26 protein-coding genes are annotated in these 20,934 nt (G+C 57.1%); 13 read left to right on the top strand and 13 right to left on the bottom strand.

The genetic code is table 11. From position 1 onward, the window contains the following. Nucleotides 1-63 precede the first annotated feature (63 nt). The 5 genes from ACR0L9_RS01855 (at nucleotide 64) to ACR0L9_RS01835 (ending at nucleotide 3,620) form a co-directional block, all read left to right on the top strand. Nucleotides 64-891 (top strand): SDR family NAD(P)-dependent oxidoreductase, encoded by an 828-nt coding sequence (locus ACR0L9_RS01855; protein ID WP_170565036.1) that lies wholly within the window; start codon nucleotides 64-66, stop codon nucleotides 889-891. 79 nt (nucleotides 892-970) lie between these two features. Next, nucleotides 971-1,171, top strand: coding sequence for a twin transmembrane helix small protein (locus tag ACR0L9_RS01850; RefSeq protein WP_170392587.1), 201 nt, complete (start codon nucleotides 971-973; stop codon nucleotides 1,169-1,171). A gap of 3 nt (nucleotides 1,172-1,174) precedes the next feature. Then, a complete protein-coding gene (locus ACR0L9_RS01845; RefSeq protein WP_170425243.1) occupies nucleotides 1,175-1,747 on the top strand; it encodes a cob(I)yrinic acid a,c-diamide adenosyltransferase in 573 nt (190 codons plus the stop codon). Nucleotides 1,748-1,932: 185 nt separating this feature from the next. Next, the gene (locus ACR0L9_RS01840; protein WP_170392589.1) at nucleotides 1,933-2,691 is read left to right on the top strand and encodes an electron transfer flavoprotein subunit beta/FixA family protein; all 759 of its coding nucleotides are present in this window, start codon (nucleotides 1,933-1,935) and stop codon (nucleotides 2,689-2,691) included. Beyond that, nucleotides 2,691-3,620 carry an electron transfer flavoprotein subunit alpha/FixB family protein gene (locus ACR0L9_RS01835; protein WP_170392590.1) on the top strand — a complete coding sequence of 310 codons (930 nt, stop codon included), beginning with the start codon at nucleotides 2,691-2,693 and terminating at the stop codon, nucleotides 3,618-3,620. Before ACR0L9_RS01840 ends, ACR0L9_RS01835 begins: the two co-directional genes overlap by 1 nt. Nucleotides 3,621-3,683: 63 nt before the next feature. On the opposite strand, the gene ACR0L9_RS01830 is transcribed toward ACR0L9_RS01835, so the two are convergent. After that, nucleotides 3,684-4,502 carry a DUF6473 family protein gene (locus ACR0L9_RS01830; RefSeq protein ID WP_480894507.1) on the bottom strand — a complete coding sequence of 273 codons (819 nt, stop codon included), beginning with the start codon at nucleotides 4,500-4,502 and terminating at the stop codon, nucleotides 3,684-3,686. 163 nt (nucleotides 4,503-4,665) lie between these two features. On the opposite strand from ACR0L9_RS01830, the gene ACR0L9_RS01825 reads away from it, so the two are divergent. After that, nucleotides 4,666-5,541, top strand: coding sequence for a 3-hydroxybutyryl-CoA dehydrogenase (locus ACR0L9_RS01825; protein ID WP_170392931.1), 876 nt, complete (start codon nucleotides 4,666-4,668; stop codon nucleotides 5,539-5,541). A 79-nt stretch (nucleotides 5,542-5,620) separates the two neighbouring features. Here ACR0L9_RS01825 and ACR0L9_RS01820 read toward each other — a convergent pair whose 3' ends face one another. From ACR0L9_RS01820 to ACR0L9_RS01790, 7 genes are read right to left on the bottom strand one after another with little or no spacing between them, the layout of a single operon-like run. Beyond that, complete coding sequence (locus ACR0L9_RS01820; RefSeq protein WP_170625114.1) at nucleotides 5,621-6,520, bottom strand: lysophospholipid acyltransferase family protein; 900 nt, start codon at nucleotides 6,518-6,520, stop codon at nucleotides 5,621-5,623. A 34-nt stretch (nucleotides 6,521-6,554) separates the two neighbouring features. Next, on the bottom strand, nucleotides 6,555-6,824 hold the full coding sequence (locus tag ACR0L9_RS01815) for an HPr family phosphocarrier protein (protein ID WP_170392593.1): 270 nt from the start codon (nucleotides 6,822-6,824) through the stop codon (nucleotides 6,555-6,557). A 16-nt stretch (nucleotides 6,825-6,840) separates the two neighbouring features. Then, nucleotides 6,841-7,233 (bottom strand): PTS sugar transporter subunit IIA, encoded by a 393-nt coding sequence (locus ACR0L9_RS01810; protein WP_170392594.1) that lies wholly within the window; start codon nucleotides 7,231-7,233, stop codon nucleotides 6,841-6,843. Further along, complete coding sequence (rapZ, locus tag ACR0L9_RS01805) at nucleotides 7,230-8,111, bottom strand: RNase adapter RapZ (RefSeq protein WP_255611801.1); 882 nt, start codon at nucleotides 8,109-8,111, stop codon at nucleotides 7,230-7,232. Before rapZ ends, ACR0L9_RS01810 begins: the two co-directional genes overlap by 4 nt. Further along, nucleotides 8,108-8,578: a phosphoenolpyruvate carboxykinase (ATP) gene (locus ACR0L9_RS01800; RefSeq protein ID WP_170425232.1), complete on the bottom strand. Its 471-nt coding sequence runs from the start codon at nucleotides 8,576-8,578 to the stop codon at nucleotides 8,108-8,110. The genes rapZ and ACR0L9_RS01800 overlap by 4 nt, the downstream gene beginning before the upstream one ends. Nucleotides 8,579-8,581: 3 nt before the next feature. After that, complete coding sequence (locus ACR0L9_RS01795) at nucleotides 8,582-10,291, bottom strand: sensor histidine kinase (RefSeq protein WP_170392597.1); 1,710 nt, start codon at nucleotides 10,289-10,291, stop codon at nucleotides 8,582-8,584. 32 nt (nucleotides 10,292-10,323) lie between these two features. Beyond that, nucleotides 10,324-11,028: a response regulator transcription factor gene (locus tag ACR0L9_RS01790; RefSeq protein ID WP_170392598.1), complete on the bottom strand. Its 705-nt coding sequence runs from the start codon at nucleotides 11,026-11,028 to the stop codon at nucleotides 10,324-10,326. A 344-nt stretch (nucleotides 11,029-11,372) separates the two neighbouring features. On the opposite strand from ACR0L9_RS01790, the gene ACR0L9_RS01785 reads away from it, so the two are divergent. From ACR0L9_RS01785 to ACR0L9_RS01775, 3 genes are all read left to right on the top strand, one after another. Continuing rightward, complete coding sequence (locus ACR0L9_RS01785; protein WP_480894504.1) at nucleotides 11,373-12,971, top strand: phosphoenolpyruvate carboxykinase; 1,599 nt, start codon at nucleotides 11,373-11,375, stop codon at nucleotides 12,969-12,971. Nucleotides 12,972-13,293: 322 nt separating this feature from the next. Further along, a complete protein-coding gene (locus tag ACR0L9_RS01780) occupies nucleotides 13,294-13,584 on the top strand; it encodes a hypothetical protein (RefSeq protein WP_170392600.1) in 291 nt (96 codons plus the stop codon). A 32-nt stretch (nucleotides 13,585-13,616) separates the two neighbouring features. Further along, nucleotides 13,617-14,159: a hypothetical protein gene (locus tag ACR0L9_RS01775; protein ID WP_255611805.1), complete on the top strand. Its 543-nt coding sequence runs from the start codon at nucleotides 13,617-13,619 to the stop codon at nucleotides 14,157-14,159. Here ACR0L9_RS01775 and ACR0L9_RS01770 read toward each other — a convergent pair. Next, nucleotides 14,156-14,920, bottom strand: coding sequence for a sulfite exporter TauE/SafE family protein (locus ACR0L9_RS01770; protein ID WP_170392601.1), 765 nt, complete (start codon nucleotides 14,918-14,920; stop codon nucleotides 14,156-14,158). The genes ACR0L9_RS01775 and ACR0L9_RS01770 overlap by 4 nt on opposite strands. Nucleotides 14,921-15,064: 144 nt before the next feature. On the opposite strand from ACR0L9_RS01770, the gene ACR0L9_RS01765 reads away from it, so the two are divergent. From ACR0L9_RS01765 to ACR0L9_RS01755, 3 genes are all read left to right on the top strand, one after another. Then, the gene (locus ACR0L9_RS01765) at nucleotides 15,065-16,756 is read left to right on the top strand and encodes an acyl-CoA dehydrogenase family protein (RefSeq protein ID WP_480894502.1); all 1,692 of its coding nucleotides are present in this window, start codon (nucleotides 15,065-15,067) and stop codon (nucleotides 16,754-16,756) included. Nucleotides 16,757-16,972: 216 nt separating this feature from the next. Then, nucleotides 16,973-17,515, top strand: coding sequence for a hypothetical protein (locus tag ACR0L9_RS01760; RefSeq protein ID WP_480894500.1), 543 nt, complete (start codon nucleotides 16,973-16,975; stop codon nucleotides 17,513-17,515). 12 nt (nucleotides 17,516-17,527) lie between these two features. Then, nucleotides 17,528-17,920: an META domain-containing protein gene (locus ACR0L9_RS01755; protein ID WP_170402286.1), complete on the top strand. Its 393-nt coding sequence runs from the start codon at nucleotides 17,528-17,530 to the stop codon at nucleotides 17,918-17,920. On the opposite strand, the gene recO is transcribed toward ACR0L9_RS01755, so the two are convergent. Then, the gene (gene recO / locus ACR0L9_RS01750) at nucleotides 17,904-18,629 is read right to left on the bottom strand and encodes a DNA repair protein RecO (protein ID WP_170392605.1); all 726 of its coding nucleotides are present in this window, start codon (nucleotides 18,627-18,629) and stop codon (nucleotides 17,904-17,906) included. The genes ACR0L9_RS01755 and recO overlap by 17 nt on opposite strands. 168 nt (nucleotides 18,630-18,797) lie before the next feature. On the opposite strand from recO, the gene ACR0L9_RS01745 reads away from it, so the two are divergent. Further along, nucleotides 18,798-19,187, top strand: coding sequence for a VOC family protein (locus ACR0L9_RS01745; protein ID WP_170402289.1), 390 nt, complete (start codon nucleotides 18,798-18,800; stop codon nucleotides 19,185-19,187). A gap of 9 nt (nucleotides 19,188-19,196) precedes the next feature. Here the strand turns inward: ACR0L9_RS01745 and ACR0L9_RS01740 are convergent, their stop codons facing one another. From ACR0L9_RS01740 to era, 3 genes are all read right to left on the bottom strand, one after another. Next, nucleotides 19,197-19,520, bottom strand: coding sequence for a SemiSWEET transporter (locus ACR0L9_RS01740; protein ID WP_170392607.1), 324 nt, complete (start codon nucleotides 19,518-19,520; stop codon nucleotides 19,197-19,199). Nucleotides 19,521-19,630: 110 nt separating this feature from the next. Next, nucleotides 19,631-19,960 (bottom strand): DUF1491 family protein, encoded by a 330-nt coding sequence (locus tag ACR0L9_RS01735; protein ID WP_170402292.1) that lies wholly within the window; start codon nucleotides 19,958-19,960, stop codon nucleotides 19,631-19,633. A gap of 55 nt (nucleotides 19,961-20,015) precedes the next feature. Next, entirely contained in the window at nucleotides 20,016-20,924 is a 909-nt protein-coding gene (gene era / locus ACR0L9_RS01730; protein ID WP_170392609.1) for a GTPase Era, read from the bottom strand. Nucleotides 20,925-20,934 lie beyond the last annotated feature (10 nt).

The raw sequence follows: 20,934 nt of genomic DNA, 5'->3' as shown, positions 1-20,934 counted from the left end.
TGTGTCATTGTCCTGACCTATAGCTCGCCATAGCTATGGGCGAAATACACAGGCGGGGGCAATATGCAGAAATCAATTCTGATCACAGGCTGCTCATCCGGGATCGGTCTGGACGCGGCGCACGGGATGCGCGCGCGCGGTTGGCGCGTTTTTGCCTCATGCCGTCAACAGCGTGACTGTGATCGGCTACGGGCACAGGGTTTCGACAGCCCGCTGATCGACTATACCGATTCCGATAGCATTACCTCAGGCCTGCAGCAGGTTTTGGACGCGACCGGTGGTACGCTGGATGCGTTGTTCAACAATGGCGCTCACGGCCTTCCCGGCGCGGTTGAAGATGTCCCAATCGAAGGGCTTCGCCTAATTTTCGAGACCAACGTATTTGGCTGGCACGAACTGACCCGGCAAGTGATTCCCGTGATGCGGGCTCAGGGCCATGGGCGCATCGTGCAGAACTCATCAGTGTTGGGACTGGTCGCGTTCCCCTGGCGCGGGGCATACGTCGCCACCAAATACGCCATCGAAGGCCTGACCGATACCTTGCGCCTAGAGCTACGAGACACCGACATCAAGGTCATCCTGATCGAACCAGGCCCGGTCACCTCGAAGATCCGTGTGAACGCGATCCCTGTCTTCGAACGCTTTATTGACTGGAAAAGCTCAGCCCTGCGACAGAGATACGAGGATACGCTGCTGAAACGCCTCTACGAATCCTCCGGACCTGACAAGTTCGAACTGCCTGCCTCGGCTGTTACCGCCAAATTGGCCCATGCGGTTGAATCCAAGCGCCCACGTCCGCGATACTATGTGACGACGCCCACATATGTCGCCGGATATCTGCGCCGTATTCTGCCCACCCGGGCCATTGATCGCATCCTCTCGGACATATGAGGCGAAATTACCTGTTCGCTTTTGCCGCTATCAACGCTAGATGACGGCTCAACAACTGAACAAACACGGACGGTGAGCTATGGACCTAACGATGGTCATACTGCTTCTGGCCATGGCGGCGGTCGTCGTCGTGCTGGTGATGGGCATTGCCAATTTTGGAAAACCCGGCAAAGAGGCCGCGCTGAAAAGCAACAAACTGATGCGCCTGCGGATCCTGTTTCAGTTCATTGCGGTGCTGCTGATCGTACTTTACGTCTATCTGCGTGGGCAGGGAGGGTAAGGCATGGTCGTTCTCAACAAGATTTACACGCGCACCGGCGATGATGGGAAAACCGCTCTGGGCAATGGTGAGCGCGTTGCCAAATATTCCGGGCGTGTCGCGGCCTATGGCACTGTGGATGAGCTTAATTCCTTTGTCGGCGTGGCACGGACCGAAGCAGACGGAGAAGTCGAAGCCGCCTTGTCCCGTATCCAGAATGACCTGTTTGATCTGGGTGCCGATTTCTGCCGCCCCGACATGGATAAGGATGCCGAGGCCGACTACCCGCCCCTGCGTATCGTTTCCGCTCAGATCGACCGGCTTGAAGCCGAGATCGATGCGATGAATGAAGCGCTCCAGCCCTTGCGCAGTTTCATCCTGCCCGGTGGCTCACGTTTGGCCGCGCATCTGCATGTGTGCAGAACAGTTTCGCGCAGGGCCGAGCGGTTGGCGGTTGAGCTGACAAACATGGAGCCGGTCAATGAGGTGGCTGTCAAATACCTCAACCGCCTGAGCGATTGGTTCTTTGTCGCCGCGCGCTGTGCCAACAACGGCGGGCACGATGATGTGCTCTGGATTCCCGGCGCAAACCGGTGATCGCGCCTGCCGTCGGGAAACTAAATTTCGTTTCTGGTCCAAAAAATGACAAAACGCGACGTCTCGAAACCATGACGTGACGATTTTGCTCTGTCGCAGAACATCACGACCCGCTATCTAAGCCAGCGAGAGCATTGGTGGAGTCGCTGCGCGGCTTGCCGTTTTTGTAAGGAGCATACGCAAAAATGAAGGTACTCGTGCCTGTCAAGCGCGTGATTGACTACAACGTGAAAGTTCGTGTGAAAGCGGATGGCAGCGGCGTTGATCTCGCCAATGTAAAAATGTCGATGAACCCGTTCGACGAAATTGCCGTGGAAGAGGCGATCCGCCTGAAAGAGGCGGGCAAGGCCGATGAGGTTGTTGCCGTTTCGATCGGTGTGAAACAGTCGCAGGAAACCCTGCGGACCGCACTGGCCATGGGCGCCGACCGTGCCATTCTGGTTGTCGCGGCGGATGACGTGCATCAGGACATCGAACCGCTTGCAGTTGCCAAGATCCTCGCCAAAGTGGTCGAAGAAGAGCAGCCGGGCATCGTTCTGGCGGGCAAGCAGGCGATCGACAACGACATGAACGCTACCGGCCAGATGCTGTCGGCCCTGCTGGGCTGGTCGCAAGGCACCTTCGCGTCCGAGCTGGACATCGAAGGCGACACCGCCAAGATCACCCGTGAGGTTGACGGCGGTCTGCAGACCATCTCTGTCAAAATGCCGACCATCGTCACCGTTGACCTGCGCCTGAACGAGCCGCGCTATGCGTCGCTGCCGAACATCATGAAGGCGAAGAAAAAGCCGCTGGATGAGAAAACCGCCGCCGACTATGGCGTCGACGTCACTCCGCGTCTGGAAGTCGTCAAGACCGAAGAGCCGCCGGCACGTGCTGCTGGTATCATCGTGGGCTCGGTTGATGAGCTGGTCGAGAAACTCAAAGAAGCGGGGGCTGTATAATGGCTGTTCTTCTTCTCGCAGAGGTTAACAATGGTGAGCTGTCGGTTGACGCCACAGCCAAGACCGTTGCCGCTGTCAAATCGCTGGGTGAAATCACCGTTCTGGCCGCAGGTGGTTCTGCCGCTGCTGCTGGTGAGGCCGCTGCCAAGATCGATGGCGTATCCAAGGTTCTGGTCGCTGAAGACGCCTCGCTGGGTCATCGCCTGGCGGAATCGACCGCAGCCCTGATCGTGGGTCTGGCCGATGGGTACGAGCATATCGTTGCCCCTGCCACCACCGACGCCAAGAACGTGATGCCGCGCGTTGCAGCCCTGCTGGACGTGATGGTGATCTCGGACGCGTCCGGCGTGGTCGATGCCACCACTTTCGAGCGTCCGATCTATGCGGGTAACGCGATCCAGACCGTGAAATCGAACGACGCCAAGAAAGTCGTGACCATCCGGACCGCCAGCTTCGATGCGGCGGGCGAAGGTGGTTCGGCGGCGGTCGAGACCATCTCGGTCGGCGAAAACCCCGGACTGTCGTCGTGGGTCGAGGACAAGGTTGCTGAAAGCGACCGTCCTGAACTGACTTCGGCTGGTGTTGTTGTTTCGGGTGGCCGTGGTGTTGGCTCGGAAGACGACTTCAAACTGATCGAAGGCCTAGCCGATAAGCTGGGAGCCGCCGTTGGTGCCTCACGCGCCGCAGTTGACTCGGGCTACGCCCCGAACGACTGGCAGGTGGGTCAGACCGGTAAGGTTGTTGCCCCTGACCTGTACGTTGCAGTCGGCATCTCGGGTGCGATCCAGCACCTGGCGGGCATGAAGGACTCCAAGGTCATCGTTGCGATCAACAAGGACGAAGAAGCGCCGATCTTCCAGGTCGCAGATTTCGGTCTGGTCGCAGACTTGTTCCAGGCCGTACCGGAACTCACCGAAAAACTCGGCTGATTTCAGACAAAGATTTTTCGACGAAAAATCTAAGAAGGCCCGCCACTGGCGGGCCTTTGCTGTTTATACGCCCAGGTCGTTGATCACTTGGGCAAGTGAGCCAGCGATATTGCGATGTGTGGCTGGGCCGATCATATGCTCGGCAATCGGTTGTTGCAGGGTGCCAAACAACATGTCTTCAAGCTCATCGGATACGCCGGATACCTGAACCTGCAAGGACAAAATATCCGTACAATGGGGTCTCAAAGGCTCAATCATCTCGGGGTTGATTGCAAAGCCGTCACCCGGTGTCGAATCCAAATCGCTTCTCTCCACTTGCAGATGCAAAAGCAGGACGGGCGGGCCTACTTCTGCAAGAAACTTGCCGAGCTTTTCGATCCAGACATTGCGCAGCTCTTGTTCCACAAGTTCAATACGGGCATCCGAGCGTGCCGACAGGCGGGTCAGCAAGTGCTGTACAAAATGGACATCCGTAAAATCTTCTTCGGGATACAGCGCAACCAGATCGGCATTTGGCGCAACGAAACGGTCATTGCGTCGTGGGTGCACCCGGTAGAATCGGTTCGATAGCCCCAGCATGCCGGGTAACTGCAGGACGCATATGTCAGACCGGTTTGCGATCTCCAGTAGCCCTTTGTCCTGCGTCAACGCCTCGGCACCGCAGAACAGGCTGCCCAGATTGACGCAGAGGCGATCCAGACGACGTTCCAACTCATTGGGAAAGGGGGTTTCTACGAAACGGCCAAAAGTCTCTTCGCCCCCCAAACATGCCACATAGGGGTTGTTCAACGCCCTTTGGGGGCCTCTGAAACGTAGTTTCGAATTTTCATATTCGCACGTCGTTTCCGCGGAATGGACCGCATTGATCGATTGATAGCTCATCACACTCACCCAAATAATCACCCGACCGCCATTTTGCCGCCGCAAGTCTTGAGAAAGTCCTAATGCGCGCATTTGAAGCGAAATTGACTGTCCCCGTCCCCTTGCCGCCCATAGGGAACTGCCGATAATGTCGCCATATTCTGCGAACAAGGGCATCGAACAAATGGACGTAAAATCAGTCGGAGTGATCGGCGCTGGACAGATGGGCAACGGGATTGCTCATGTTATGGCGTTGGCAGAGTATGATGTTCTACTGAACGATGTCAGCCAGGACGCGCTAAACAGCGCGATGGCAACCATTGAAACCAACCTGGCGCGTCAAGCGTCGCGCGGCAAAATCTCGGATGATGCAGTGAAATCCGCGTTGGGTCGGATCACGACGACACTGAATCTGCCGGATTTGGGGCAGACCGATCTTGTAATCGAAGCCGCGACCGAGCGGGAAACGGTGAAACAGGCAATCTTTGAAGACCTGTTGCCGCACCTACAGCCACATACGATCCTGACATCGAACACTTCGTCGATCTCAATTACCCGGCTGGCCAGCCGCACCGACCGGCCCGAACGTTTCATGGGATTCCACTTCATGAACCCTGTCCCTGTGATGCAGCTCGTCGAGTTGATCCGGGGCATCGCCACCGATGAAGCAACCTTTAACTCCTGTAAAGCCGTAGTGGACCGGCTTGGCAAAACCTCAGCCAGCGCCGAAGATTTTCCGGCCTTTATCGTGAATCGCATTCTGATGCCCATGATCAATGAGGCGGTTTACACATTGTATGAAGGTGTCGGGAATGTGCAGTCCATTGACCAATCGATGAAACTGGGCGCAAACCACCCTATGGGCCCATTGGAACTGGCGGACTTCATCGGCTTGGATACCTGTCTGGCGATCATGAACGTGCTGCATGACGGGCTGGCAGACACCAAGTATCGCCCCTGCCCGCTATTGACGAAATATGTCGAAGCCGGATGGCTGGGACGCAAAACCGAACGCGGGTTTTATGATTATCGAGGCGAGGTTCCGGTACCCACACGGTAGAATCTGAGAGGGCCAGCCCTCTCTTGAGCCTATGGCTCAATTCACTCCCGAGATATTTTTGGCCAGATGAAGGGGCGGATCAGGGTTTGAGGGTCTTGCCCAGCGCCATGGTGTGATCCCGGAGCCAGGCCATGAAGCCGCGTGGGTCGCGTTCCAGCAGCGCCATGTCTTCATCCGATATCGGATCACCGATCACCGGCGACTGGGGCCTGTTGCAGGATCGGACGATTTCGTGCAGCAGTAGGCCCTGGCGCAGGATGGGCGATATCCGGTTGGCAATTTGATACCAGCGCGAGTTGCTGCCGGGGAAGAAGATCGGCACGACCTTGGCACCCGACCTACGGATCATCTTCGCGGTGAAGACATTCCACTCCCGCTCGATGGCTGGTCCGAACCAATCATCCGAAGACATCACAACACCTGACGGGAATAACGCGACAACACCCCCATCTGCCAGATGCTTCATCGTCTTGCTGCGCATCTCAAGCATCTTGGCCTGCGCTTCAGGATCATGTGGGAACGGCACCGGGATCATGAATGAGGTCGCAGCTTCATCCAACCCGGTCAGGACTGAGCGGGTCAGGATGCGATAGTCACTGCGGACCCGGCCGATGAGTTCAGCGAAGATCATGCCATCAACCATGCCGTGCGGATGGTTCGCGACGACCACTACGGGGCCTTCTTTTGGGATGCGGGCGATCTGTTCGGCTGGGGTTGTCAGCTCGATACCCATGGTCTTGAGCGCACCGCCCCAGAACTTCTGACCTCGATAGCGTTCGTTCTGCTTCTCGAACTTGTTGACCATGCGCAAGATGGTCAGCTTGCCTGTGCACCATTCGATGGCGCGAATGGCCGTAGACGTCCAGGCATCGTCAAACGAGTTGGCGTAGGTCAGGGTTCTGCGGTCGTAGATTTCACCCTGATCGGTGTCGTGATCCACTACAGGACCTGTCTTGGTATCGTGCGTGGTTTCCGCCAATTGCCTTGTCTTTCCGTCCTTGGTGTCGTGGCTGTCAGAACCCTTCGCCGAACTTATCGTTCACCAATGTTTCCAAAGCCTCTGCCAACGCCTCAGCATCCGGGCCGGACGTCTCGACGTCAATAGTGCTTCCGCGCGACGCTGCCAACATCAAAAGGCCCATGATACTGTCGCCCGAGGCAGAAAGCCCGTCTCGTGACACCTCGGCGCGCGCATCAAAGCCCTCGACCACCTCGACCAGCTTGGCAGAAGCGCGGGCGTGAAGGCCCTTTTCATTGATAATTTTCAAACTCTTGGTCGTCATATGAATCTATCCGGTGTCAATCCAATGTCACATTTTGCGCATTGATGTACTTTCGTCCAGCTTCCAAAGCCAAACGTACGGCCTCGGCCAGTGGCAAGTGGCGACTTTTGGCCAGTTTGATCAGCATGGGAAGGTTGGCCCCGTAAAGGATTCGCCGGTCTTGTGGCGCACATGCGCGCAGGCTCAGATTCGAGGGGCTGCCGCCGAACAGATCGGTCACCACAACGACGCCATCGCCCATATCGACCTCGTCCGCCGCGCGGCAGATTTCAACTTGTTTCGCTTCGCGATCATGGTCGGCTTCTATCGGGATGGCCACCAGTCCGGGTTGCTTTCCAACCACATGCTGCGTGGCCGCAAGATACTCCTGAGCCAACCCACCATGTGCAACAATAACGATCCCGATCACTCCGGCCTCACATTCAACGCGCGTCGTTCCATTTCGCGATGCCTAATTGCCACCTGCTGCCCCCCTTCTGCAAGGGCCTTTGCAACTGCTTCAGCCACCGCGACCGAGCGGTGCTGCCCTCCGGTGCACCCAAATGCAACTGAAAGGTGCGCTTTGCCTTCCTCACGGAAGGCCGGAAGCAGTTCGATCAGCAGGTCGACCACCCGGTCAAAGAAGACGCCATAGTTTGCATCTGATTGAACATAGGCTGCCACATCCGAGTTTCGACCATCCGCATCCCGCAGTTCAGGCCGCCAGTATGGATTGGCCAGAAACCGGCAATCGAACACCATGTCCAAACCGCGCGGCAAGCCCCGCTTGTACGAGAAGGATTCGATCGACACCGCCAGATGCCGCCCGCCCTTTGGGGCGAACCAGCGTTCGACCTCTTCCCGCAGCTGATGCACATTCAACGCGCTGGTGTCGATCAGCGTGTCGGCAAACTCGCGAATTGGGGCTAACAGTTCCTTTTCCTGACAAATGCCGGTTTCCGGGCTGGCATCAGTCGCAACCGGGTGACGGCGGCGGGTCTCCGAGAAGCGACGCAGCAGCACCTCGTCCCGGCAATCCAGATAGAGGATCGTCAGGTCGACATTCTCCATCCGGCCCAGTTTGGCGGCAAGTTCGATAAACCCGGTGGTTGAAAAATCGCGGTTGCGCGCGTCGATACCCAAAGCCATTGGGCGCGCAGGCTCCGAATTGTCGACGAGGCGAGCCAGCAACCCCATCGGCAGGTTGTCAATCGCCTCGAACCCCAGATCTTCAAGCACATGAATTGCGGTCGATCGCCCTGCACCGGAAGGACCTGTTATCAGAACGACGCGCTGTTGTGCTGTCATGTATTCGGCCATTCCGGGGCTACGCGCCCCATTTTCACAAGTTGAATAAGTCCTGCAGCCAAATTGGGCACGCCAGCCCCGCGAAGCAAGGGAACAGTTTGCTTCAACACAAGAATTTCAGCGGGTTCAGGTAATCGCGCGGGCTCGGGTTGGTCCATATCCACAACAAATGCCAATCGGACCGGCCTCGCGGCTTCAGCTCGCAGTAACCCGATGCCGCGCGCTTCAATCAGGCCGCGGATCTGCGGAAGTCCAGCTGCCATCACGTGATCGGCCTGTCCGGTCAATTCGACCCGGTCATCAGCGACAAGCTGCGCCCCAAGCGCCATCATCTGTAGCGCCAAAGAAGATTTACCCGTACCCGAAGCGCCAATGATCAATACGCCCTTTTCCTGAAGCGCAACACAGGTCCCATGAATGCAGGCCGACCCTTGATCCGCTATCTCAGAAAGTGGGGTGGTGCTCATAACCTAGACGGGAAGCCCGACAACAAACCGCGCACCCAGTGGGTCCGAGGTGATATCGGCCTCGGTTGGACGGATGTTTTCTGCCCAGATCACACCACCATGCGCCTCGACGATTTGTTTCGAAATCGCCAATCCAAGGCCCGAATTGTTGCCGAAATGCTCTTCGGGGCGTTCGGAATAGAAACGCTTGAAGATCTTGGTCAGCGCCTGATCAGGAATGCCGGGACCGGTGTCTTCAACCACCACGAGCACGCGGTTGTCACGACGGCGGACCCAGACCCGGATGGCGTCTTTGTCCTCGCAGAACGAAATCGCATTGGTGATCAGGTTGACAAAGACCTGCGCCAGACGCGCCTCGAGCCCGTTGACCACGATGGGGTCCGAGGGAAGGTCTGTGATATATTCGATGCCTTTCGAACGGGCATCTTCACCCAGAAACTGACTGATATTGCCAAGCAGATTGAGCAGGTCAAAGGGCTGCTCTTCTTCTTTCACCAACTCCGCGTCCAGCCGCGATGCGTTCGAGATATCGCTGACCAGTCGATCCAATCGCCGCACATCATGCTCAATCACGCCCAATAGCTTTTCGCGCTGATCATCGCGTTTGACCATACGCATGGTGCCCACGGCGGATTGCAGGCTCGCCAGTGGGTTCTTGATCTCATGCGCGACATCGGCCGCAAATTGTTCGTTCGCGTCAATGCGGTTATAAAGCGCCGTGACCATCCCGCGCAAAGCCTGGCTCAGGCGGCCGATTTCATCCGGACGCGCACTGAGATCCGGGATGCGGATACGTCCGGGGTTCACTCCGGCTCCGCGGTCCTTGCCCATCTCGGCAGCGGCGGCCAGATCAGCAAGAGGATTGGCAATCGTTGAGGCCAAAACGAGGCTCAGACCGATCGAGACCAGCAGTGCCACCACAAACATCTGCAGGATCCGCTCTTGCTCCTTGCGGGCCAGCGCATCGATCTCGCCCGCCGGGCCCGCCATAGCAACGGCACCCACAGGCGTATCGTCCAATAGGATCGGGGCCACGGCGACAATCACCGTCTTGCCTTTATCGTCGTGCACGGCCTGTACTTGCAATCCGCCGTTCAGCGCCTGCGGGATCATTTCCTGCACCCGTTGCGCCAGCGTCGGAGCCTCGCTTTCGGAAGAACCGCTAAAGACCGCAGACACACCATTCCAAACCGCATTCAATGCGTCGCTGATCAAAGTGCTTCCAGTGGCGCTGTCGGCGTCCTGATGCAAAAGGCTGGGCAATTTGTCGGCCATGGACGCCCCGCGTGTCCAACCGATCAGAGTGCCCGTGCCGTCATAAACAAAAACCTCGCCGCCTTCGGGCAAGCTGAGACCCGCTAGCGTATCACGGACATCCAATGTGCCTGCACCATTGGCAGAGGGTTGACGCAGCTGGGTTTCAAAAACGTTGCTGACAAGTTGCGCATCACCGACCAGGTTCTGCGCGGTTTGTTGAACCCGTTCTTTTCGCGTGTCGTCAAGATACAGCAGCCCTGCCACCAAAATGACAAGGGCAATGAGGTTGAAGGTGATGATCCTGCGCGCCAGGGGCGAATAGCGCATAGAAAACAGGTTTCGTCGCGAACGCTTGGCCTGTAGCTCGGCAGCATCAGGGTCTTGGGGGATGACCCAGTCATCCCCAAGAACGACGTCTGCGTCGTGCACTTGGTTGGCTTGTTCAGTATCGCGCACGAGACCCCTTCGGCTTGATAAAACGGCCGCGCCTATTCTTCGTTATAACGATACCCGATACCGTACAGCGTTTCTATCGCCGAAAACTCGGGATCGGCTGCGCGCATCTTCTTACGCAGTCGCTTGATATGACTGTCAATGGTGCGGTCATCCACGTAGACCTGATCATCATAAGCCACATCCATCAGCTGATCGCGACTTTTGACAAAGCCCGGACGTTGCGCCAAGGCCTGCAGCAGCAGAAACTCGGTAACTGTCAGCGAGACATCATTGCCTTTCCAGCTGACAGCGTGGCGCAGCGGGTCCATCCGCAGCTCGCCCCGCTCCATCACTTTTGTATCGCCCGAGGCCGCATTGGTCACATCACCATCGACCGCTTCCTGACGGCGCAGCAAGGCGCGAATCCGTTCCACCAGCAACCGTTGCGAGAACGGCTTCTTGACGTAGTCATCCGCGCCCATCCGCAGGCCCAGAACCTCATCGATCTCATCATCCTTGGAGGTTAGGAAAATCACGGGCATCTGGGTTTTCTGCCGCAGCCTTTGCAGAAGATCCATGCCGTCCATCCGCGGCATCTTGATATCCAGTACGGCCATGTCTGGCAGCTTTTTGTTGAAAGCGTCCAGCGCAGCCTGACCATCGTTGTATGTTTCGACCTCAAACCCTTCGGCTTCGAGTGTCATGGACACGGACGTCAGGATATTTCTGTCGTCGTCCACCAGTGCAATCTTTGACATCGGGTTCACCCCTATTCCTGCTCACTCGCGCAATAATACGCTTTTTTGTAAGGCATTGTTGGCGGTTTTGAGCCACCGAATCAACTCGTAACCTCGAATCGTGCCATTCTTGCGGCAGGTATGCGGCAAATTTGCCTTGCTGCGCCCAAATAGCTGCCTTGATTTACGGCAGACAAATCGTGATGGCGCTAAACCTCAACTTGGTTGCGCTAACTACCCCCAACCCTCCTGTTCATGTCCCAAAATACCGTGATAAGAGGCGCTTGACCGCCGGCTCTTTCCGGTATCCGCCCCAATGGTGCACCCGGCCCAAGGCCCTCGCGCCGCCACAGGAGAAGACACACATGACATCTGGACGGGTTAACCCGCAATTCCGCCTCGAAGATCAGGGCATCGAGGGTCTGGGCAATGTCTATTACAACTTCATGGAACCGGCGCTGATCGAAGAAGCGCTGAAGCGCGGCGAAGGCACCCTTGGCAATGGCGGCGCCTTTCTGGTCACCACCGGCAAATTCACTGGCCGCTCGCCCAAGGACAAGCATGTTGTCAAGACAGACAGTGTTGCCGACAGCATCTGGTGGGAAAACAACGCCGCCATGAGCCCTGAAGGTTTTGACGCGCTCTATGAAGATATGCTGACCCATATGAAAGGCCGCGACTACTTCGTGCAGGACCTCGTGGGTGGGGCTGACCCCAGCTACTCGATCAATGTGCGCATGGTAACCGAGCTGGCGTGGCACAACCTGTTCATCCGCCACCTGCTGCGCCGCCCGGATCGTGAGGATCTGGATGATTTCACGGCTGACTTTACCATCATCAACTGTCCCAGCTTCCAGGCGGACCCCAAAAAGCATGGCTGCCGCAGCGAAACGGTGATTGCATTGAACTTTGATCGCAAGCTGATCCTGATCGGCGGCACCGAATACGCCGGCGAGAACAAGAAGTCCGTCTTCACCCTGCTGAACTACATGCTGCCCGAAAAAGGCGTGATGCCGATGCACTGCTCGGCTAACCACGCGGTTGGCAACCCGGTCGACACTGCCGTGTTCTTCGGCCTGTCCGGCACCGGCAAGACCACCCTGTCCGCCGACCCGTCGCGCACCTTGATCGGTGATGACGAACACGGTTGGTCGGATCGAGGCACCTTCAACTTTGAAGGTGGTTGCTATGCCAAGACCATCAACCTGAACGCCGAAGCCGAACCAGAAATCTACGCCACCACCTCGAAATTTGGCACCGTGATCGAGAACATGGTTTTTGATCCCGAGACCAAAGAGCTGGATTTCAACGACGACTCGCTGACTGCGAATATGCGCTGCGCCTACCCGTTGGAATACATCTCCAACGCGTCGAAAACTGCATTGGGCGGGCATCCTAAAAACATCATCATGTTGACCTGCGATGCGTTCGGCGTTTTGCCTCCGATCGCTCGGTTGACGCCTGCGCAGGCGATGTATCACTTCCTTTCCGGCTTTACCTCGAAGGTCGCCGGGACCGAACGTGGCGTGACCGAACCGCAGCCCACCTTCTCGACCTGCTTTGGCGCGCCCTTTATGCCACGCCGCCCCGAGGCTTATGGCAACCTTCTACGCGATAAGATTGCTCAGCATGGTGCGACCTGCTGGTTGGTCAACACCGGCTGGACTGGAGGTGCCTACGGCGTGGGCAGCCGCATGCCAATCAAGGCCACCCGCGCGCTGCTGACGGCTGCGCTGGAAGGATCACTGACCGATGCGGAATTCCGCAAGGACGCCAATTTCGGCTTCGATGTGCCGGTCTCTGTCCCTGGTGTGCCCGAGGTCTTGCTGGATCCGCGCCGCACCTGGGACGATCAGGAAGCGTTCGACAGACAGGCGGAAAAGCTGGTGCAAATGTTCGCGGAAAACTTCGAGCAGTACCTGCCCTTCATCGACGAAGACATCAAAGCTGTCGCGATCGGTTGATCGAATTCAGGGGCCATCATGGCCCCTGACCCACCAAAGCTTACGCTTCGGCACCTTGTGTGCACACAGACAAGTTCATTGCGATAACGTGCAACATGCGCTATCGCAATTTACCCAAGACGCTTCGAAGCCCGGCGTCCTTTGGCAGCGGCTTCTGTTAAATTTGAACATCGGGCGATCCGGGCTAGCTTACTCACATCATGTCTCGGGCCGTTCAACAAGGTAATGATTATTTCTACACGGGGATGGGTGTCGGCGTGATGTGTTCCAAAGGTCAGCCTTTCGAACTGCCTCGGTCCGTCACGGAAACTATAGGCAAGTAATGACTGAAATCTCAAAACTCACCGAACTGCGCAAACTGATGCAAAGCATGGAGCGCACTCTTGGGCTGGAAGAACTCTCACCGGTCGAGCGCGACATCTACTATGCCGCCGAAGAACTGTCGAAAGATGATCGCGAAGTACGCACCTTTGGTCTGATCGAACACACGCTGGTCAAAAGCGTATCTCGCCCGACATTTTTCCGCGCGCTGAAGTCTCTGGTTCAAAAGGGTTATCTGTCGCAAAGCGGTAGCGCCAATCGCGGACGGTATCTGGTTCATGCGCCCAGGTGATCGCCACCCCAGATCTGTAATCGGCTGACCCCGTGCGCAGATGGGCCTCTGAAACATTCTATGCCTCTTTGGCCTATGTCGCTGCATCGTTCCTAACATTCCAGGTGCTGATGCCGCTTCAGAACGTGTTTTTTCCCGCATACCCCAGCTATGCCAGCTTATTGTTCCTGCCGCACGGCGTGCGGGTTCTGTCGGCTTGGTTATTGGGATGGAGGGCGATATTCGCACTGTTGCCCGGCGTAGCCATCGTCTTTGCCCTTGTGGGCGGTTGGGATGTTCTTCTGCCCAGCAGATTGCTGGCGATCACTATCGCGGTCACCACAGTTCCAGCGGTTTTTTATGTCTGCAAGGCGTTGGGCTGGGATTTGTTTCCGCGCGTCGATCGGAAGCCATGCTGGCTGTGCGTGATGGGCGTTGGAATCATCACATCGGTATTGGTGTCCGTTCTCACCAACATGGCCTTCGGCAGCGCAACGGCCGAGTATATCGCCTATCTGATCGGTGATATCTCAGGTCTTTTTTTCCTAATGTTGGGCCTCTATTTCGCCTTTCGATTTGCTGAAAGACGCAATTAACCCAAAAGACCCCTGCGCAGCAGGTTCAGCCCTGCAATCAGCAGTACAAGCAGAGTGAGTTTGCGGAACTGTGCCTGATCGATACGATCCTGCAGAAACTGACCCCCGCGCATTCCCACCAAGGCAGGGATAATCAGCAGCGCTGAGAACACCGCTGTGTCAGTCCTTAGAATACCCGAACCCAGATGCGCCACAATAAGCGCCACGGCGCCCAGACCGTATATCACGCCCTGTACCCGCATCTGATCCTTCTTCGGTGTATTCAAGGCTGTCAGATAGGCCACAGTTGGTGGTCCCCACACGCCCGAGATGCCGCCGACAGCACCGGCCACCGCACCCACCATAGCCTCAACCCGCATTGAGGGCGCTTGCAGCGTCAGTTTCAGCCCCAGTAGTTGCATCAGAGCGAAGAACGAAACTGGTGCGCCTAAGATCAGCAGAAATGCTTTGGGCGACAAGATGTTGATCAGCTGTGCGCTGGCCAATAGACAGACCAGTCCAACGCTCAGAAATACCTTGAACTTTCGAACTGACGCCGCCGCCGCAGGTAAACCTTCCCGCAAGGCCTGCACCCCATTGGTCACCAGCGTGGGCAAGATTAGACCTGCCAGCGCCAGCTCAGGCGGCAGCATCATGCTAAGACCAGAAACAAGCACCATTGGCATGGCAAAACCGACCATGCCTTTGACCCAGCCCGCGACGAAGGCAACGACCAAAGCCAGACAGAAATCCTGCGGCGACATAAGTGAAAACAGTCCCATCGACCCTTCATACCAGTCCAAAAAATTTCTGCACTGCAAAAGTCACTAAGCAATTTTTGAACTTTTTATGAATGATTTGCGTATTTTTGTTGCGCTGCATGTGCAGCATGATATGACCAGACAACCCAGCAGAGGACGTGATTCATGGCCCATGACGGACAGGATGTGACGAACATGACGCAGCCAGCGGTTTTGCCCGATCTTCTAACACTCAGCGCAGCAGCCCTGCCCGGCGTTCAAGCGGTGTTCGATAAGGCGGTCGAATCGGTTCGCGCGCAGGTGACGAGCGAAGGTCGCATATCGGGCGCACTGATCGAGGCCAATCAGACAGCCGCCCATGGGCTGGCTTGGCTGGCCACATACCACCAGTCGCTGCAGCAGATGCAGCGCTGGGCCGAGGCGCTTCAGGCCGAGGGTAAATTCGGCGAGATGGAGCAGCTGTTGCATCAGATCGCTTTTGGGGAATACCTGCATCAGATCGCCGGTGGTATTCCGATGAACCAGGGCGAGGTTGTACGTTTGCAGGATCTTGGCCTTGGCTGGGATGCGCTGTCGGGATTCCAATGCAGCGAAGTGCAGACACTGATGGCGCAAGCCAACTCTCAGGCCGCGCGCACGCGTCTGGTTGAGTTGATGCAGGACCAGTCCGGTGCCACGATGTTTGGTGCGTCTGGTCTGGACGAAGAACTGGAGATGATCCGAGACCAGTTTCGCCGCTATGCCGTTGAAAAGGTTGAGCCTAATGCCCATGAATGGCACCTGAAGGACGAACTGATCCCAATCGAGATTATCGAGGAACTGGCCGAGATGGGCGTGTTCGGTCTGACCATCCCCGAAGAATTCGGCGGGTTCGGCCTATCCAAAGCCTCAATGTGTGTGGTCTCGGAAGAGCTTTCGCGCGGGTACATCGGTGTGGGTTCTCTGGGCACACGGTCCGAAATCGCCGCAGAACTGATCATCGCGGGCGGTACGGATGAACAAAAGGCCAACTGGCTGCCAAAACTGGCCAGCGCCGAGATCCTGCCAACCGCTGTTTTCACTGAACCCAATACCGGATCGGATTTGGGCAGCCTGCGCACGCGGGCCGTCAAGGGTGAAGCTGGTAACTATAAGATAACAGGAAATAAAACATGGATCACGCACGCGGCGCGCACCCATGTGATGACCTTGTTGGCGCGGACTAATCCCGACAGTACCGATCACCGTGGGCTGTCCATGTTCCTGGCCGAAAAGACACCTGGAACCGACGAGAACCCCTTCCCCACGCCCGGCATGACTGGTGGTGAGATTGAGGTGTTGGGTTATCGTGGCATGAAGGAATACGAGCTGGGATTTGACGGCTTCGAAGTGAAGGGTGAAAACCTGCTGGGCGGCGAAGAAGGCAAAGGTTTCAAGCAGTTAATGGAAACCTTCGAGTCTGCCCGCATCCAAACGGCTGCCCGCGCCATCGGCGTAGCGCAGAGTGCTTTGGACATTGCCATGCAATATGCACAAGACCGCAAGCAGTTCGGCAAATCTCTGATCAATTTCCCTCGCGTCTCGGGCAAGCTGGCGATGATGGCGGTCGAGATCATGATCGCGCGACAGCTAACTTATTATTCTGCTTGGGAAAAAGATCACGGTCAACGTTGCGACCTTGAGGCCGGGATGGCCAAGCTGCTGGGCGCTCGAGTTGCTTGGGCTGCGGCGGATAACGGGCTGCAGATTCATGGCGGAAACGGCTTCGCTCTGGAATACAAAATTAGCCGCGTGCTTTGTGACGCGCGCATCCTAAATATCTTTGAAGGCGCCGCAGAAATACAGGCGCAAGTCATCGCGCGTCGATTGCTGGGCTGACGCCCGAAGCGACGCGGTTTCCCCAACTGAACCCGGCCTTGCGCCGGGTTTTCTTTTTCTTCCGTGTTGTACGGACCTTCAGGCCTATTTCTTCCGAGTTGTACAACTCGGTTTCAGGGCTTAATGGGCGAAACTTCCCCCTCGGATCGAGCGCAGAAATCGGGTAAAGGGCGTCAACCAAACCCAGCGCCCAAGCTGGCCAGAGGAGAATCGAGCGTGAAGATCATCATCGCAGTTTTGGCCACCTGCATGGCCCTTGCCGGATGCGCCATGGCACCAAACACCGGGCCCGATGATGTGGACCAGTTGGCACAAGCGATCCAGCAGCTTGACCCCAAGGTTGACCCTGCCGAGGCGCGGCGTGCAGCGGAGATATCTTATGCCTATTCCAATCAACTGAAACAGGACTGGAACGTCACCGATCCAGCCATCATCCACAACGCAAAGGTCATCAACGGATTTCGCGAAAAAGGTCTGTGCAATGATTGGGCGCAGGCCATGACCACGCGTTTGAAGCAAGAGAACTTTCGCACGCTGGACCTGCACTGGGCCACGTCGCCTCCAACTGCGTTCCGGATCATCCACCATTCGGCTCTGATCAGCGCTAAGGGAGATTCAATGTATGAAGGCATCATCCTTGACCCGTGGCGCAACAGCGGGGTGCTTTACTGGGATCAGGTGCGCGAGGACGCCAAATACAACTGGCGCCCCCGCCTTGAAGTGCGCGAAGAGTTAATCAGCGGTGTGAACCCCTACTGACAGGATATTGCGATGTTACGTCTGGCCTTGTTCCTGCCCCTTTTGACCCTGTTCCAATGCGACAAGGATGAGACTGTCGCCGCCTATGGCGCAGCGGATCAGACATGGGCTTTGCAAGAGATCGACGGGCAGCCTTTTGAGGCCAGCGCCCTTTTGCGATTCCCCGAAGAGGGTCGGATTGAGGGCAATGCCCCGTGCAACACTTATTCAGGTACACTGAATGCACCCTACCCGTGGTTTGAGATCACCGATCTTGTCGCCACCCGCGCGGCTTGCGCCGGGCTTGAAGCCGAGGGGTTTTATTTCGCCGCACTGATGGCGATGACCCAGTCCGAGGTGTCCGGCGATGTGCTGATCCTGCGCAATGAGGACGGGCACGAAATGGTGTTCAAAGCCGCCGAGTAAACTGTGCCACAAATCGCGCGCGTGCGTCCGGCAACGGCGTATGACCCAGCGACGGAGCCAGATGGTTTTCCAGAAAATACCCGGTTGTGCGTAAGGCTTCAGCAATCTCGGTATCCGGAGCCGCGCCTTCGCCGCGCAGGCAGGGGGGCAAAGGCAGCAGCTTATCGGCCCAGTCCCCTGCCCCCGCCGCACTGACCGCGCGGCCGGTTTTCGGAGAGACATAGACCAACCCCTCGGTCGCCCCTGTCACTGCGCAGGCCGAAAGATCCAAGCCAAAGCCCAGCTCTTCCAGCAGCGCCAGTTCCCAGCGCAGATAGGCCAGTGGCCAGACCTCATCCTGACCCAGCAGGTCCATCAACTGTTCTGTTTGCTGATAGATCGCCGGATGAGGCTCGCGTTCGGGCAGGCAAAAGGACAGCAGCGCCACCACCGCATTTAATCCGGCGAGCGCCAGCCGCCCTGAAAACGCCGCTGCAGCGCGCGAACGCAGGGGTTCGACCTGAAAGGTGCCAAGATGTTCTTCGAGCCGCGCGCGCCAAAGCACGTCCAGTTGCGCGCCGGGTTGCAGGATCGGGGCGATCTTGCGGCTGGTGCCTCCGCGCACAATGCCGGCGTGACGACCATGGGCTTCGGTAAAGACCTCGATGATCGCCGCTGTCTCACCATGACGGCGAGAAGTCAGAAGAATGCCGTGATCACGCCAGTCCAAGTTTGGCCTCGTCAGGTCACCAGATATATACGCAGGAAATCTTATGGCCGTTGCAGGTTCAAGATGGAAACGCGTTAGGTTGACCCTGTGGAACACCAAAAACACGTTGCGTGACATCTGTTCACGCAATAGTGTTCACTTTATGTTCTACACGGAGGAATTTAAGAAATGTCACTTAACTATGTCATGATCGGTTCAAATGATGTCGTCAAAGCGCGAAGCTTTTACGATGCGGTTGTGCCCAAAATCGGCGGCAAGGTTATTGCTGAATATATGCCCCACGCTGTTTGTTACGAGCTGCGGGGCGGTGGGTCCATGTGGGTCGCGACGCCCTTTGACAAAGAGGCCGCGACGGTTGGAAACGGCAACATGGTTGGCTTGCTTTGCGAAAGTGAAGCGGAAGTTCGCGAGGTGCATGCCGAGGCTCTTGCCAATGGCGGAACAAATGAAGGTGACCCCGGGGATCGACCTCAATATGGCCCGAACTTCTATGGCGCTTATGCGCGCGATCCTGATGGCAACAAGATGAGCTTTGTCTATTTTAGCGATGCAGGCTGATCGCGCGCCCTAGAACGTCATACCTGCGTGAATCAGAATGCCGATAACCATCAGCAGGTTCAGCACCATTGAGATACCGTTGCCCACATAGATGGGCAACTTGCCCACCACCAGCCCATAGGCGAACCACAAAAACGACAGCCCAGCATACAGAGACCAGGACAGCAGCGACTGTCCGGTCGCGTGTTCGGAGTGGGTGAAATAAAGCTTAATCAGTTGTGGAAGCGTGGCGAAGGGGCCAACGACGCCGATGAAGACCATGAACCCCTCGAACCGCTGCATCCAGTGACCGAGATTTGAGTTTTCCAGTTTCTGGGCAAGCGTTTCAGCCACTCAACCCCCTCCTGTTCCTGCGGCCCCCGGAAGATTGGGCCGTTTCATTCAGCCGGTTGCAAAGCAAAATAGTCGCTTTGCGCCGCGCGTCCAAGATCATTTGGCGCGGGTTAGTCCAGACCTTCTTCACCCAGCAGGTGCCTGCCTTGGCGGTCTTCCACCTCGATTACCCAAAGGTCGGGGTCAAAACTGCGTTGGCGGGTGATGGCGGCATCTACGTCTGCCTCTTCTCCGGATGAGAGCTCCACCCATTTGCGCTCGCCGCTCATCAGATCAAAACTGCGCTGAAAGGCTGCGGCCCGCCCGTTGAGTGTGTTGAGTTTGATAAGCACCGCCCCAGCGGTGTCATCCCCATGCGCCACAACAAAAGCAGGTATTTCCTGAAACCGCAGCCGCGCCAGATAGGCATGCACCCAGAATTCAGCTGTCAGCCGGGTCATGGTTCTGACCTTTCCGTAGGGGTTGAGAATTTTCGACGAAAATTCTTGGCCCGGGTCATGCGTTGCCGTCTTTGAAATCCAGACCCATTTCCGAGTAGCGCTCGGACTCCTCCAGCCAGTTGGGCCGGACTTTCACCTGCAAGAACAGGTGAATCTTGCGGTCCAAAAACTCTTCCAGCTCGGCACGCGCCGCTTGACTGACGGCCTTTATGGTCTCACCACGTTTGCCCAGCACAATCCCTTTGTGGCCATCACGCATGACATAGATGACCTGATCGATCTTGGCCGAGCCGTCCTTGCGCTCTTCCCAGTTCTCGGTCTCGACGGTCAGCTGGTAGGGCAGTTCCTGATGCAGGCGCAGGGTCAGTTTCTCGCGCGTCATCTCAGCCGCGATCATGCGCAGAGGCAGATCCGCAATCTGGTCTTCTGGATAGAGCCACGGGCCCTCAGGCAGTTCCGAGGCCAGCCATTTGCGCAGGTCGTCGACACCGTGGCCTTTTTCGGCCGAGATCATGAAGGTCTCGGCAAAGGGATAACGCGCATTCAGGTCACTGGTCAGCGCCAGCAGCTTTTCCGAGGGCACCTTGTCGATCTTGTTGATCGCAAGTGCGATGGTGCGGCCCTGTCCGATCTCTTCCAGGCCTTCGAGGATGCGTTCGACACCTTCGGTGATACCGCGATGCGCCTCGATCATCAGCACGACCACATCCGCATCTGCAGCCCCGCCCCAAGCGGCGGCTACCATGGCACGGTCCAGACGGCGGCGCGGTTTGAAGAGGCCCGGCGTGTCCACAAAGACCAGTTGCGCATCGCCCTCCATCGCCACGCCACGGATACGAGCACGGGTGGTTTGCACTTTGTGCGTCACGATCGAGACTTTGGCTCCGACCATGCGGTTCAGAAGGGTGGATTTGCCTGCGTTGGGCTCTCCGATCAGGGCGATAAATCCGGCGCGTGTGCTCATGTGTCCTGCG

The organism is Ruegeria sp. I3, assembly GCF_056532525.1.
Note: the sequence above shows the minus strand (reverse complement) of the source record. Positions and strands in the feature narration are given on the sequence as shown.